We start from the raw sequence: 14,076 nt of genomic DNA, 5'->3' as shown, positions 1-14,076 counted from the left end.
TTTAGAAGAAGAGGGTTACCCCTCTTCTTGTCCGACGGCAGTAAGAAAATGATTGGGCGATTCCATATATGGGATAAAGCGTTTTATTTTATCATCATCCCAATTCCACCACTGAGTATTGAGAAGGGATGCTATAACAGAGTGTTCAAAACGATACTTAATGATTTTTGCTGGTACTCCACCCACAATAGCATAAGGTGGAACATCTTTACTGACCACCGCCCCTGCTGCAATGACTGCGCCATCACCAATAACCACGCCTGGTAGTAAAATTACGTTGGCACCAATCCAAACGTCATTACCAATTTTTATCTTCTTAATATTCGTCAAATGATCGATTGGCCTATCATTTTCAATAAAGCCAACTTTTTTTGAATAGGTAAATGTATTAGTAGAAACTGTGGTAATAGGATGGTTGCCCGCAATCGTTACATTGTCTGCAGAAATATTGCAGAATGCGCCTATAGAATCGAGTAAGGGTGTTTGGTGCCAAAACTGTTCGTAGCCGGTGCTGTATTTTCCGACAGTAAATCCGAATAGTTTTTCAGAAATATAACGGTAACCTTCTTTAAATTTTCCATATTGATCTCTGCAAAGATGGCGGCGTATAAAACTTAATTTATAAGCAAGCCAAGGGTTCAGTGTTTTTTTTCCGGAACGGCGCTTCACCAAAAGGTATCCATAGCGGTCCAGATTGTTCTTCTCGTCTTGAGTAAGGTTATATTCTCTCATTATAGATAGTCTCTATATATAGGTTTTACTTCGTCACGGTATTTGGTCGCCAACAAAAATTGTTAATACAGCAAGCTAGTTCAAAAAATCCAAAGTTCGCTCCAAAGCACCTTTGTTTTCCTGGATAAACTTGAAGGCGTTGTTTCTCAATTGCTTTTTGACTTCAACGTTGCTTAGGAGTGCTGTTACAGCCGGTTCTAAATTTTCCGGTTGTTTTATCCAAATACCATTTTGTTCAGCGAGTCTTTCCACGATTTCTTTAAAATTAAAGTAATTTGGCCCGATAATTATTGGAATATTCAATGCGGCAGGTTCAAGTACATTGTGCCCGCCCACTTTATTTCCAATCAGGCTTCCGCCCATAAAGCAGACGTCTGCTGCGCTCAGCAATACCAGCATCTCACCCATGGTGTCGCCAAGGTAAACTTGAATTGTATTTCCAACGGCTTGTCTTTGTGTTCGCCTTGTTGTTTCAAAACCTTGCGTTTGGCATAGCTCGAACACAGAATCGAAACGCTCTGGGTGACGAGGGACCAATATCAATAACGCGTTTGGGTGTGTTCCTAGTACTTGTCGATGCGCTTCTAACACTTGCTCATCTTCACCTTTGTGGGTACTCGCGGCTATCCAAACAGGTCTGCCTTGACCAAGTTGGATACGCAATTCATCCCCCTTAGATTTGATCTCGTCGGATATTTGGATATCGAATTTGATTGAACCAGTAACACAGAGTTTATCTGTCGGTACGCCTAATATGGCAAAGTGATTCACATCAGTTTGAGATTGGCACAGAACTTTGCTCAAACACGGGTGAATCAGGTTAAACAGTGGCTGTATTTTTGCGTAATTTTGCTGGGACTTTTCAGATAAACGAGCGTTGACTACGATAATAGGAATGTCGGCTTTGTGTACGGTGGCTAAGGTATTTGGCCACAGCTCGGTTTCAATAATCAGCATTTTCTCAGGGTTAATTACCTTGAGAAAACCACGCACTGCAAAAGCAAAATCGATCGGCATATAACGATGTTCAACCAAATCTCCGAGCTTAGCTATTTGCTCAGCTCCTGTGCTGGTGGTTGTGGTGACGACTATTACTTGTTCTGGGTTATTCTTTTTGAGCGCTTTGATCAGTGGGATTGCAGCTAAACTCTCACCAACAGAAACGGCATGTACCCACAAAGGGGACGAAGTGCTGTTTAGTGGGGGAGTTATGCCAAAGTGTTCTTTCCAGCGAGGGCCAAATTTGGGCTTGTTGGGCCGACGACGATACAGGCCGAATAAAAGTAAAGGAGCCGCCAAAGTCAGCATGAGTGTATAAACAAGCCTCATTAACATGCGCTCACCACAATGGCTTCCAATTTACGAATACTAGCTAACACCTGATTTGGCGTTAGCTCCGATAAGCATTTCAGATGCTGATATTGACACTCGCGCTTAAAACAGGGGCGGCATTCGATATCGGTATGAACTATTTCCATATTTTTTGCTAGTGGCGGTGTGTATTTGGGTGAGGTAGAGCCGTATACCGCTACGACGTTACACCCGACGGCAGCGGCAACGTGCATTAAACCTGAATCATTGCTAACGACAGTATCACAAGCCGCGAGTAAGTCTACGGCTTCAATTAGGCTGGTTTGTCCGGCCAATACATGCACGAGAGTCTGGTATTCTTTTGCAATACCTCGCTTAATGGCATTGCAAGTATCGAGATCCTTTAGAGAGCCAAATAGCCAGACTTGCTTACCTTGTTTGCACATGGCGTGCGCAACATCAGCATAATGATTTTCTGGCCATTTTTTGGCTGGGCCAAATTCAGCACCAGGGCAAAGGCCGATAATCTTACCTTGTGTATTAAGAGCAAATTTTTCAAGCGTTTGTTGCTGAGCGAGAGGGTCAATAGACAACTTAGGTTTTGGTAGAGTATCTAAACCTCCTAAAGAGGTTGAGCCGAGCATTTTTGGGGATGGATGGGCTAGAGCAACATAACGTTCCACCATATATTGGAAGGCTTTTTTGTTGGATCTTAAGTCATTGATCAGCCAGTAACGCATTTCACCGCGCCAGCCTGTGCGCAGAGGAATATTGGCAAACCACGGTATTAGTGCTGATTTGGCTGAATTAGGGAGAATGTAAGCGTGATCGTAGCCAAATTCACGCAGCGATTTGCCTATTTCATATCGCCCTAATAAATTGAAGTCACCGTGACCCAGTGGCATTTCGATTGCGCGGCTCACTTCGGGCATGCGTTGTAAAATCGGCTTACACCAGCCTGGGGCGATGACATCAATAGTCGCTTCTGGGTTTTGCTGTTTTAAAGTGGTGTACAGTGATTGTGACATCACCATATCGCCGACCCAAGATGGGCCAATAATTAAATACTTCATACGGCCTGATCAAAATAGTGAACAATTAAACATCGTTATCGATGGATTCAATAGGAATTTCTTTATAGATCATTGATAACGTATACATAGCAGTAGAAAACATACCTACTAATTTCGATAAGCAGATATTTTGTTGATAAAGCTCTAATTCAAGAGGGGCTTGAGAACAATGATATTTAAGATTCGTTACTTTCTTCACTTGCTCTGTCACTTTACTCGATTCATTTCGGTGAGGAAAATAGATCACACCATTTGATGTCTGTTGTGCAACACGACGAACCTTTTGCAGATAATCAGATAAGCTCGTATGTCCTTGTTCACCAATACAACCTTGACCAATAAAACCGACCGGTGCTTTGGCAGAATAGAGTTCATCCAAACGTAGACTTTGGCGTAGCTCAGTAAAGTGGTTACGGTGGATAGTTACATCTGAAGGGGGGAGGTCAAACAGTGTGAAGATCTGTAATTTATCCGAATGAGGCAAATGACCAGCAGGCTGGCAACCTTGAATTCGCAATAAGTTATCTTGTAGCCAACGCGGGCGGTAGTAGGTTTTTTTAGGAACAATCAGTTGACTGTACTCGTTTAAAGTCAAGGTTCCATCATCAAAATAGACATAGCGATCAAATGGCAGATTACGCATCAAAATTTTGGTACGCCATCCGTTGTATTCGCCAAAGTAAAAAGTATCAAGAGGACTGTCATATTGTTGGCATAACTTAGCAATTTTTTTGATCACCTTTGGTGTGATCATGGCACGCTGTTTGGCCGGTATGATAATGACCTCATCCCATTGAGTATGGTCTATCATGGATTTTAGTTGCTTAATACCAATCTCAGTATCGCCAAGTTCAACCACAATGCAGCTTGGCTTTGCAGTAAAAAAGACTCGTGCTTCGTTGGCACACAAATATTGAAATGGTGAAGTAACAAGGAAAACGTTCATGGGTTGCCTACGCTATTTATTCTTAGAAAATTTTCTAAACGTATAATTACCACGCACTTTGCGCCATAGTCCTAAAACATCGGTTTTCGGGAAAATAGCGATACGTCGAATCTGGTATCTGTCTTGATGGATAGCTATAGGCCCACTGTTGGTTGCAACCGCAAACTGATAGCCCAACTCTTTTGCAATCAATTTTGAGGCTTCATTATGATCACCATACGGATAAGCAAACGAGATTAACGGTTCACCGACAATTGTTTCTAATTGCGCTTTATTGTGGGCTATCTCATCACGTTGTTGCGCATCTGGCAGATGACTCAACAGTGGGTGAGTCATTGTATGACCGCCAATTTCTACATGACCAGATTGGTGTAATTCCCTAATTTGGTGTTTGTGCATCAACGCAACGGCTTTTTCTGGATTGCTCGGTACTTCAACATCCCAACGGTTAAAATCTTCCCCACTTACTACATAGACAACCGCTTTAAAACCATATTTTCGTAATAGCGGCAACATCAATTCGTAGTTATCTTGATAGCCATCATCAACCGTTAAGATGATATAGCGCTTGCCTGATTCAAGGCGGTGAATGAGTCCTTTATCCGCTAAATCTTTAAAGGTTAGCGTTGCAAACCCCATTTTTTTTAGCAGTTTGAAGTGCTTTTCAAGCATGTCAATATGCAGATAGGTTCCATGTACGCCTTTTTCACTCTCATCCTTAATAAAGCGATGATACATAATAATCGGCATCTCTTTACGCAGCTTTTCAACATGAACCGTTTGATAAATATCTTCTATTTGATCGACCACATTGGTTAAGCTGTAGCTGTGCTGAATTATCTCACTGACTTGTGGCGAGCAGTGTGGTGTTTTTAACCCTTGTTCTACATATTGACTAACTTTTGAAAAATCAATATCGAGATCTTTAGGCCCGATGTCACCGAAGTTGCTTGCCATGGCGGCTGCGATATTCTTGTCATCGACAATACCAATTGCATTTGCTTCCCCGATTGCCAGTGTAGGCCGTCCACACAGCAAAGATTCCATTGCCACTCTGCCAGCCCCAATGACTAAGTCTGATTGAGCAATTATCGAGACGACATCTTGTGAATAACCAAGAAAGTGAACGTCAGAAGTAAACTTATCAAAACGCGCTTCAATTTTAGAACCAGATATGACCTGAATCTGGTATTTCGCTGAGTCTAAACACTCATCGAGCAACCGATAGCAAAGATCTCCTTTGGGGCCGGTTAACCTACCAATAATACTGATCACAGGTTTGCTATTTTGAGGAGCGTTTTGCCAAGCGAATTCTTGCGTTTCAATGCCGTTTCGGCTTACGACGAGCGAACTTTGTGGAACATTCAATTCAGTCATGAGTTGTTGTTCAATGGCCTCACAAACCGGCAGCGCTTTGTCACCCATGGCGTGAAATTTTTTACGAGATGCGTGTACAGGCTGGCGACCATGTACTGTGGTGACCATAGGCGTATTTGTTAATTTGCAAGCAATGTGACAACTCCAGCTTGAGGCGCGAGAGTGAGCATGCACTAGCTGGATATGGTGTTTCTTAATCAGATAAATAAGATAACCCACATGCCAAAAGCGGCGAGGAATACTGCGTTTATTAAAACGGAGTTTATAAAATAGCCCTTGGTGAGGTTTTGTTAGCGTATCGGAAACATAAAATACCTGATGTCCGCGGCGATTTAGCTCATCACCAACCTTGGTGGCATACACTTCTGCACCAGTAACTTCGAGTTGGGAAAGAGCCATTAATATATTCATAATTTATTTTCAACCATTGTTCAGTTATGGCTAATTAACACGGTCAGCCTGAGCATAGCCATCTAGTGCGACGATGTTGTTTTCTCGCAACGTTTCTTCAAATAGTTCAACCGCTCGCTGTAAACGAGGTAGCTCAGGATGAATAATGTGGAGAACACTTGCCTGATAAAAAATATTCTTGATTCTTTTTCCACTTTGAATCAAACGGTATTCAAGATCGGTGTCTTCACCTACGCTTGGTACATCGTATCGATTGTCAAATCCATTGACCAATAAAAAGTCATCCTTATGTAAGGAGAAATTACAACCGACAATGCCTTTGTTTTTTTGGTTAAGTCGATTAAACAATTTTGGATGGGTGATCCTCACACCTTTTTCGATATTTTTACCTTTACCAATAAGGTATCGCGAAAAAATATTGAGCTGATTGCTTTTAAAAAATAGCTCTGGTTTTAAACTGTTATAAAGAGCTGATTTGTAATTCGGATCTAAGTCTACCCGTCGGCCGTTAAGTATAAAGCCGCTCTCTCTATGTTTGAGATGATCAGCAACAAAATGAGATTGGGGTACACAATCACCATCAATGAAAATTAAGTATGGGCTCTTAGAGTGCTGTACAGCTTTATTTAGCGCTCTATTTTTCCTAAATCCACAATCTTCTTGCCAGACGTGGGTAATCGGTAAAGAAGATGAATCAACAAGAGCTTGTACCTGTTCAACACTAGATGGCTTGGAGCCATCATCTGCAATGATGATTTCAAAGTTTCCCTGCTGATTTTCTAACGAGCGTATGATGCAGATAAGCGCATCTACGTTGTTATAGAAAGAGATAATGACGCTTGCTTCACACATTAGTTGTTACACCTTCATTCGTATTGCTGTGTAGCTTAGCGTAACACAACGCGATTAAAGTAAAGAAGACGGTGGTTTGATACTCAAGACCACTGGTATAAAACATGGCATTTATAGCATAAGTTGCTATTAAACAGATCCCTGCATAGGCCCATGGAGGACTATTTTTGGTATATTGCCAAAATTGATAAAATACGAAAAAAAGCAACCCGATATAGCTTAACCCGTAGATTACCCCTAATTTTACCATTAAATCTAAATAGGTATTGTGTAAATCATTAAGCGAAAATTGATTGTTAGTCTCTTCCAATATTGTGCTGATATCGGTCGTTTCATTTAAAAATTGCGTATAGCTTGATCTGAACTGTTTGATACCAACACCGAAGAAGAAGTATTGAGGCTGCTCAAGCAGATTATAATAAGAAAACTTAACACCTTGCTCCCACATTGCTAATCTGGCTTTATTGGAATCATCAGTGTTTAAGTCCGAAATACTGATTACTCGGTTTGAAATATTTTCAATTTGTGAAATGTTGTTACCGAAATAGAACAATGGAGCACAAATCATAATCACACCAAGGATCACTTTTGGAGATCTCAGTAAGAAATAAAAAGATGCTGTGATAAGTACAGCAAGCAATGGTCCTCTGCTACCTGATAGAAGTAGAAAAACAACACTCAAAATAAGCAGTAGTATTGAAAATATTTTGAATCGGTCATTTTTATTAGATTCAAAAGAAATAGGAAGCAAGATTGCAATGCAATAAGCTAACATTTCAGACCAACGGCCAACATCCCAAAAACTATCAAGCCGTAAAGGCGGCTGTTCATAGGCTGTAGTGGTCAAAAGTTTTAATGTAGCGTACGCTAGAGCTATAAGTAATCCACCCGCAATGGATAAAACTGCATATTTTAGATTATGCCTTCTTTGAAGAATACAGACTAATACAGGGACAATAATAAATATACAGCCCTTTCTTAAATACACTAAAAAGTCATTTATGTCACCATGGTAAGGAAAGGTGATAATAATACCTAGTCCAAATAGGAAAATAAAAAAAACAGGTGGCTTTTTAATATTTTTTAATAGGTTCTTTTCTGTATATAACAGATAGAGTGATAAAATTGATAATAATACTAAACCTATATATATTCCTGATTTAGAAGTGAAAATAGAAAGAAAGAAAAATGAAACAACGGGGATTTCAAAAACATTAGCTCTCAGTTGCATAGCAATAACTTTTTAGTACGTGTAGAACGAACGTTTATCCGTTCTACTAATCTGATAAAGACTATTGATTAATCAACGCCATATACTCAGCCACACCTTCAGCCACCGTCTTAAATTGATGCTGGCAACCTGCGGCGCGCAATTTCGTCAGATCAGCCTCAGTGAACTCTTGGTAAGCACCTTTCAAGTGATCTGGGAATGGAATGGTTTCAACCTCACCTTTACCATGGTGCTTGATAACGGCTTTGGCCACTTCTTGGAAAGATTCAGCATTGCCAGTACCCAAGTTATAAATACCGGATACTCCGCTGTTCATAAACCATAAATTCACAGCCGCAACGTCGCCCACATAAACGAAATCACGCTGGAAGGTTTCACTACCTGCAAACAGTTTCGGGTTTTCACCCGCATTCATTTGATTATTTAAATGGAAAGCAACAGAAGCCATTGAACCCTTATGCTGTTCACGCGGGCCGTAGACATTGAAATAACGAAAGCCGGTAATTTGGGAAAGAGTTTCACCGTGCGCTTGCGCTTCTTGCCAAATACGGCGCACATAGTTATCAAACTGCTGCTTGGAATAGCCATACACATTCAGCGCACCTTCATACTCTTTTTCTTCAATGAAGGTATCGGTATCGCCATAGGTTGCGGCTGATGAAGCATACAAAAATGGAATGTCGCGCTCTAAGCAGTAGTGCAGTAGCTCTTTAGAATACTCATAGTTATTAAGCATCACATACTTGCCATCCCATTCGGTGGTGGCAGAGCAAGCGCCTTCATGAAATACGGCTTCGATAGGACCAAAATCCTCACCAGACATGATCTGCACCAAGAAATCGTCTCGGTCCATATAATCGGCAATGTCCAGATCAACGAGGTTTTTGAATTTACGCCCATTTTTTAAATTATCGACAACAAGAATATCAGTAATGCCTTGTTCATTAAGCGCCTTGATAATGTTGCTGCCAATCATGCCAGCGCCACCAGTTACGATGATCATACAAAATTCCTATGGTTATAATACGAACAATTATGCGCATTATAGCGGCTTAGCCAGTGGCTGTAATCACAAAATCGAACCTAGGCTAGCGACAGTCTCGCGCTATGTATTGTTTTGATGTAGTATTTCTGCCCAATAGCCCTTCCTGATTTTATAAAGGAAGAGTCCACTTAAGAGAGTGCCGCTTGTAGGAGTTAGACCTAAGGGCGGTAGCGTGCCTAAAACGTAGTATATTAATACTATTCTGGGTAAACATATGAAAATTTTAGTTACTGGCGGTGCTGGTTTTATCGGTTCGGCAGTTGTTCGCCATATTATTCAAAACACACAAGATAGTGTGATCAATGTTGATAAGTTGACCTATGCGGGGAACTTGGAATCATTACAAGATATTGAAAGTAGTGGCCGTTATTCTTTCGAACCAGTCGATATCTGTAACCGTTCAGAATTAGATCGTGTGTTTTATGTGCATCAACCAGATGCGATTATGCACTTGGCCGCTGAATCCCATGTGGACCGTTCTATTGATGGCCCAGCCGCGTTTATTGAGACCAATATCGTTGGCACTTATACCTTGCTTGAAGCTGCGCGCAGTTATTGGAACACGCTTGAGAGCGATAAAAAATCGGCATTCCGCTTCCATCATATTTCAACCGATGAAGTGTATGGTGATTTGGAAGGTACAGATGACCTCTTTACCGAAGAGACTCCATATTCACCTTCCTCACCTTATTCTGCATCAAAAGCCTCTAGCGACCATTTAGTACGCGCTTGGTTACGTACCTATGGTTTTCCTACCATAGTGACTAACTGCTCTAACAATTATGGACCATACCACTTTCCTGAAAAGCTTATTCCATTAATGATTCTGAACGCTCTGGACGGCAAACCACTTCCTGTCTACGGCGATGGAATGCAAATTCGCGATTGGCTATTTGTCGAAGATCACGCTCGAGCGCTTTATAAAGTGGTGACAGAAGGCCAAGTAGGTGAAACCTACAACATTGGTGGTCATAACGAAAAAGCTAACATTGACGTGGTGAACACACTCTGTGCATTACTTGAAGACTTAGTTCCGAATAAACCTGCCAACATTACCCATTACGCAGACCTTATTACTTACGTTAAAGACCGCCCTGGGCATGATGTGCGTTACGCGATTGATGCCTCTAAAATCGAGCTAGAGCTAGGCTGGAAGCCAGAAGAGACGTTTGAATCAGGTATTAGCAAAACTGTGGAATGGTATTTGAATAACCGTGAATGGTGGAGCCGAGTATTAGATGGTTCATACAGCCGTGAACGTTTAGGCTCCGGACAATAACAATCAATTCAGTTGGCGATTTCATGAAAGGTATTATCTTAGCGGGTGGCTCTGGCACTCGTCTTTACCCCATTACTCGTGGTGTATCAAAACAACTTCTTCCCATTTACGACAAGCCGATGATCTACTATCCACTTTCGACATTAATGTTGGCGGGGATTCGCGATATTCTGATTATCACCACTCCGGAAGATAACGAAAGCTTTAAACGCTTATTGGGGGATGGCAGTGACTTCGGTATTCATCTGCAATACGAGCTTCAACCAAGCCCAGATGGCCTCGCACAAGCTTTTCTGATCGGTGAAGAGTTCATCGGTAAGGATTCTGTCTGCTTGGTGTTAGGTGATAACATTTTCTATGGACAATCGTTTAGTAAAACTCTGCGCCATGCGGCGTCTCGTGAGCACGGTGCGACCGTGTTTGGTTATCAAGTCAAAGACCCAGAGCGCTTTGGTGTGGTGGAGTTTGATGAGCAGATGCGCGCTATCTCAATCGAAGAAAAGCCTCTTAAGCCCAAGTCAAACTATGCCGTCACTGGGCTATATTTTTATGACAACCGAGTAGTGGCGCTTGCCAAACAGGTCAAACCGTCAGCGCGTGGTGAATTAGAAATCACCACGTTAAACGAGATGTACTTAAACGATGGTTCACTCAATGTGGAGCTGCTTGGTCGTGGGTTTGCCTGGTTAGATACGGGTACCCATGAAAGCCTGCATGAAGCCTCTTCTTTTGTTGAAACCGTGCAGCATATTCAAGGCTTGAAGATAGCGTGTTTAGAAGAGATTGCGTGGCGAAATGGCTGGCTCTCTTCAGGGCAACTCCTTGAGTGCGCCAAACCTATGTTTAAAAATGACTATGGTCAATATTTGGCGGGATTAGCTAAAGAGGAATTCCATTCATGATGCGTGTTTTAGTGACGGGCAGTCATGGACAAGTAGGTTATTGCTTAACCCAGCAGCTCAATGCCATGGTCGATGTTGAGTTTTTAGCGGTAGATCGTGATCAACTGGATATTACCAATCCGTGTCACGTCAATTCGGTGGTAAACGAGTTCAAACCAAATATCATCATCAATGCTGCGGCGCATACCGCGGTTGACAGAGCGGAGCAAGAGGTTGAACTTTCCTATGCGGTTAACCGTGATGGCCCTCATTACCTTGCCCAAATGGCGCATAACGTTGGAGCTGCGATACTGCATGTCTCTACTGACTATGTGTTTGCTGGTGACAAACCGAATGCGTATATGGAAAATGACCCTACCTCGCCTCAAGGGGTTTATGGCAAAAGCAAATTAGCGGGAGAAATCGCGGTTGCACAGGCTTGCCCTAGGCACATTATCTTTCGCACGGCTTGGGTGTTTGGTGAGCATGGCAATAACTTTGTGAAAACCATGCTCCGTTTGGCACAAACACGCGATGCATTAGGTGTTGTGTCAGACCAGTATGGTGGCCCGACCTATGCGGGAGATATTGCTAATGCGTTACTGATGATGGCGAAAGCGATTGTTGAAGGGAATTCGACGGCCTTTGGTGTGTACCATTTTTCAGGGACACCCCATGTCAGTTGGTATGATTTTGCTTGTGCCATTTTTGATAAAGCCCGTGAACAAGGATTATTAAATAAACCCTTTCAAGTCAATGCGATAACCACCCAAGAGTACCCGACTCCGGCTAAGAGACCAGCTAACTCAAGGTTAGATACCCAGAAAATCCATCAACACTTTGGTCTTACTGCCAGTGATTGGCGGGCGGCATTGAACCATCTCATCGATTATAAGAGTGTATAAAATGAAAGTGATAGCGACAGACATTCCTGATGTCAAAATCATTGAGCCGACCGTGTTTGGTGATGAACGCGGTTTCTTTATGGAAACTTGGAACCAACAGCGTTTTGAAGAACTGGTAACAGGTAAGCCAACCCAATTTGTGCAAGACAACCACTCGAAATCGAAGAAAGGCATTTTAAGAGGCTTACACTACCAAACAGAAAACACTCAAGGAAAGTTAGTCAGAGTTATAGCTGGTGAAGTGTTTGATGTTGCGGTGGATATTCGTAAAGACTCATCAACGTTTGGACAATGGGTTGGTGTATATCTATCTGCCGAAAACAAGCGACAACTTTGGATTCCTGAAGGGTTTGCGCACGGTTTTTATGTGACCAGTGATGACGCGGAGTTTGTTTATAAATGTACTGATTATTATAACCCTAAAGTTGAACGTTCTATATTGTGGAACGATTCAGAGGTTCAGATAGAGTGGCCTATAGCTGAATCTGGCCTCATGATTATGTCAGAAAAAGATAAAAATGGCGTTCTGTTTAAGGGTGCCTTGTATTTATAATATAAAAAGTTGGGTGGTATAAAAATTATCTATTTGGTTACTTGCACAATAAAAATTTATAATTGAAACTTGAGGAAAATATGTTTATTCCTGTCATTATGGCTGGTGGTTCAGGCTCAAGGCTTTGGCCTCTCTCTCGCTCTGCTTTTCCTAAGCAGTTTTTGTCACTTGACAATCAACATTCACTCACAATGCTGCAATCAACTATAGAGCGCTTGGATGGCTTGCAAGTCGCTGAGCCAATCATTATTTCAAATGAAGATCACCGTTTTATAGTTGCTGAACAAATCCGTAGTTATGGAAAAAAGTCGCGAATTATTCTTGAACCTGCAGGAAGAAATACAGCTCCAGCTATAGCTTTGGCTGCTTTGACAGCAATACAGCAGGGCGATGATCCTATATTACTTGTTTTAGCTGCCGATCATTTTGTAAAAAATAAAGCAGCATTTCAATCGGCAATTATTCAGGCTGCACATCAAGCAGAGGCTGGTAAGCTCGCTACTTTTGGTATTGTTCCTATGGCCCCTGAAACAGGATATGGCTATATTCATCGTGGTGAAGAAGTTGCATCCGGAACTTATAGTATCAATGCATTTGTCGAAAAGCCTCAGTTGGAAGTCGCTGAACAATATTTAGCCAGCGGTGAGTACTACTGGAACAGTGGCTGCTTTATGTTTAAAGCCTCGGTTTTTCTTAAGGAACTCAAACAACATTCGCCAGACATTTACCGACAATGTGAACTTGCAATGGAAGGTATAACTCATGATTTTGACTTTATTCGAGTTGGAGTAGATGCATTCCTCCAATGTCCTGATGATTCCGTCGACTACGCAGTAATGGAGCATACTAAGCTCGGTGTGGTTGTTCCTATGGATGCCGGTTGGAGTGATGTCGGTTCTTGGTCTGCTTTGTGGGAAGTATCTGATAAAGATGAATACGGTAATGTATGTCAAGGTGATGCCATTTTAAATGGTACTTCTGACTGCTACATCTACGCGCCAAATAAACTAGTAGCTGCTGTTGGTTTGAAAGATATCGTAATAGTAGAGACTAAAGATGCTGTGCTAGTTGCAGACAAAAATCAGGTCCAAGAAGTAAAGAAAATTGTCGAGCATCTGAAAGCAGAGAACCGTGCTGAGTATAGAGAGCACCGTGAAAGCTATCGCCCTTGGGGTAAATCAGATGCGATAGATAAAGGTGAGCGCTATAAAGTAAACCGCATTACGGTTGAACCAGGTAAAAAACAGTCACTACAGATGCATTTTCATAGAGCTGAACACTGGGTGGTTGTGTCTGGTACGGCAAAAGTAACTTTTGATAATTCAGTGAAAGTCATTACCGAAAACCAATCACTGTATATTCCAGTTGGAATGAACCACATGATTGAAAACCCAGGAAAAATTCCATTAGAACTGATTGAAATTCAATCCGGTTCATACCTAAACGAAGATGATGTAGTACGTTTCGAGGATAAATAATC

Annotated in this window: 13 protein-coding genes; 5 read left to right on the top strand and 8 right to left on the bottom strand. The window is 41.8% G+C overall.

Going from position 1 to position 14,076, the window contains the following annotated elements:
- Positions 1 to 15 precede the first annotated feature (15 nt).
- From CCZ37_RS19600 to rfaD, 8 genes are all read right to left on the bottom strand, one after another.
- A complete protein-coding gene (locus CCZ37_RS19600) occupies positions 16 to 732 on the bottom strand; it encodes a CatB-related O-acetyltransferase (protein ID WP_017043767.1) in 717 nt (238 codons plus the stop codon).
- Between the two features lie 75 nt (positions 733 to 807).
- A complete protein-coding gene (gene waaA, locus CCZ37_RS12515; RefSeq protein WP_094500685.1) occupies positions 808 to 2,067 on the bottom strand; it encodes a lipid IV(A) 3-deoxy-D-manno-octulosonic acid transferase in 1,260 nt (419 codons plus the stop codon).
- Positions 2,061 to 3,116, bottom strand: coding sequence for a lipopolysaccharide heptosyltransferase II (gene waaF / locus CCZ37_RS12510; protein WP_094500684.1), 1,056 nt, complete (start codon positions 3,114 to 3,116; stop codon positions 2,061 to 2,063). The genes waaA and waaF overlap by 7 nt, the downstream gene beginning before the upstream one ends.
- A gap of 25 nt (positions 3,117 to 3,141) precedes the next feature.
- Positions 3,142 to 4,062, bottom strand: a complete 921-nt coding sequence (locus CCZ37_RS12505) for a hypothetical protein (RefSeq protein ID WP_017043764.1) — start codon at positions 4,060 to 4,062, stop codon at positions 3,142 to 3,144.
- A gap of 12 nt (positions 4,063 to 4,074) precedes the next feature.
- The gene (locus tag CCZ37_RS12500) at positions 4,075 to 5,850 is read right to left on the bottom strand and encodes a bifunctional glycosyltransferase family 4 protein/polysaccharide deacetylase (protein ID WP_094500683.1); all 1,776 of its coding nucleotides are present in this window, start codon (positions 5,848 to 5,850) and stop codon (positions 4,075 to 4,077) included.
- A gap of 30 nt (positions 5,851 to 5,880) precedes the next feature.
- Positions 5,881 to 6,702, bottom strand: coding sequence for a glycosyltransferase (locus CCZ37_RS12495; protein WP_094500682.1), 822 nt, complete (start codon positions 6,700 to 6,702; stop codon positions 5,881 to 5,883).
- Positions 6,695 to 7,933 (bottom strand): O-antigen ligase family protein, encoded by a 1,239-nt coding sequence (locus CCZ37_RS12490; RefSeq protein WP_094500681.1) that lies wholly within the window; start codon positions 7,931 to 7,933, stop codon positions 6,695 to 6,697. The genes CCZ37_RS12495 and CCZ37_RS12490 overlap by 8 nt, the downstream gene beginning before the upstream one ends.
- Before the next feature lie 61 nt (positions 7,934 to 7,994).
- A complete protein-coding gene (rfaD, locus tag CCZ37_RS12485) occupies positions 7,995 to 8,936 on the bottom strand; it encodes an ADP-glyceromanno-heptose 6-epimerase (protein ID WP_094500680.1) in 942 nt (313 codons plus the stop codon).
- A gap of 256 nt (positions 8,937 to 9,192) precedes the next feature.
- On the opposite strand from rfaD, the gene rfbB reads away from it, so the two are divergent.
- The 5 genes from rfbB to CCZ37_RS12460 all read left to right on the top strand — a co-directional run bounded on the left by rfbB (position 9,193) and on the right by CCZ37_RS12460 (position 14,074).
- Positions 9,193 to 10,257, top strand: a complete 1,065-nt coding sequence (gene rfbB, locus CCZ37_RS12480; protein WP_094500679.1) for a dTDP-glucose 4,6-dehydratase — start codon at positions 9,193 to 9,195, stop codon at positions 10,255 to 10,257.
- Between the two features lie 23 nt (positions 10,258 to 10,280).
- Complete coding sequence (gene rfbA, locus CCZ37_RS12475; protein WP_094500678.1) at positions 10,281 to 11,159, top strand: glucose-1-phosphate thymidylyltransferase RfbA; 879 nt, start codon at positions 10,281 to 10,283, stop codon at positions 11,157 to 11,159.
- A complete protein-coding gene (rfbD, locus tag CCZ37_RS12470; protein WP_094500677.1) occupies positions 11,156 to 12,043 on the top strand; it encodes a dTDP-4-dehydrorhamnose reductase in 888 nt (295 codons plus the stop codon). The genes rfbA and rfbD overlap by 4 nt, the downstream gene beginning before the upstream one ends.
- 1 nt (position 12,044) lies before the next feature.
- The gene (rfbC, locus tag CCZ37_RS12465) at positions 12,045 to 12,596 is read left to right on the top strand and encodes a dTDP-4-dehydrorhamnose 3,5-epimerase (protein WP_094500676.1); all 552 of its coding nucleotides are present in this window, start codon (positions 12,045 to 12,047) and stop codon (positions 12,594 to 12,596) included.
- Between the two features lie 80 nt (positions 12,597 to 12,676).
- Positions 12,677 to 14,074, top strand: coding sequence for a mannose-1-phosphate guanylyltransferase/mannose-6-phosphate isomerase (locus CCZ37_RS12460; RefSeq protein WP_094500675.1), 1,398 nt, complete (start codon positions 12,677 to 12,679; stop codon positions 14,072 to 14,074).
- Positions 14,075 to 14,076: the final 2 nt, after the last annotated feature.

The organism is Vibrio qinghaiensis, from assembly GCF_002257545.1.
In the GTDB taxonomy this organism is placed as follows: Bacteria; Pseudomonadota; Gammaproteobacteria; order Enterobacterales; family Vibrionaceae; genus Vibrio; species Vibrio ordalii.
This window is presented reverse-complemented; position numbering and strand designations above follow the sequence as displayed.

Excerpts from the sequence above, each read along its gene's own strand:
- CCZ37_RS19600 (WP_017043767.1), bottom strand. The coding sequence starts at position 732 with ATGAGAGAATATAACCTTACTCAAGACGAGAAGAACAATCTGGACCGC.
- waaA (WP_094500685.1), bottom strand. The coding sequence starts at position 2,067 with ATGTTAATGAGGCTTGTTTATACACTCATGCTGACTTTGGCGGCTCCT.
- waaF (WP_094500684.1), bottom strand. The coding sequence starts at position 3,116 with ATGAAGTATTTAATTATTGGCCCATCTTGGGTCGGCGATATGGTGATG.
- CCZ37_RS12505 (WP_017043764.1), bottom strand. The coding sequence starts at position 4,062 with ATGAACGTTTTCCTTGTTACTTCACCATTTCAATATTTGTGTGCCAAC.
- CCZ37_RS12500 (WP_094500683.1), bottom strand. The coding sequence starts at position 5,850 with ATGAATATATTAATGGCTCTTTCCCAACTCGAAGTTACTGGTGCAGAA.
- CCZ37_RS12495 (WP_094500682.1), bottom strand. The coding sequence starts at position 6,702 with ATGTGTGAAGCAAGCGTCATTATCTCTTTCTATAACAACGTAGATGCG.
- CCZ37_RS12490 (WP_094500681.1), bottom strand. The coding sequence starts at position 7,933 with ATGCAACTGAGAGCTAATGTTTTTGAAATCCCCGTTGTTTCATTTTTC.
- rfaD (WP_094500680.1), bottom strand. The coding sequence starts at position 8,936 with ATGATCATCGTAACTGGTGGCGCTGGCATGATTGGCAGCAACATTATC.
- rfbB (WP_094500679.1), top strand. The coding sequence starts at position 9,193 with ATGAAAATTTTAGTTACTGGCGGTGCTGGTTTTATCGGTTCGGCAGTT.
- rfbA (WP_094500678.1), top strand. The coding sequence starts at position 10,281 with ATGAAAGGTATTATCTTAGCGGGTGGCTCTGGCACTCGTCTTTACCCC.
- rfbD (WP_094500677.1), top strand. The coding sequence starts at position 11,156 with ATGATGCGTGTTTTAGTGACGGGCAGTCATGGACAAGTAGGTTATTGC.
- rfbC (WP_094500676.1), top strand. The coding sequence starts at position 12,045 with ATGAAAGTGATAGCGACAGACATTCCTGATGTCAAAATCATTGAGCCG.
- CCZ37_RS12460 (WP_094500675.1), top strand. The coding sequence starts at position 12,677 with ATGTTTATTCCTGTCATTATGGCTGGTGGTTCAGGCTCAAGGCTTTGG.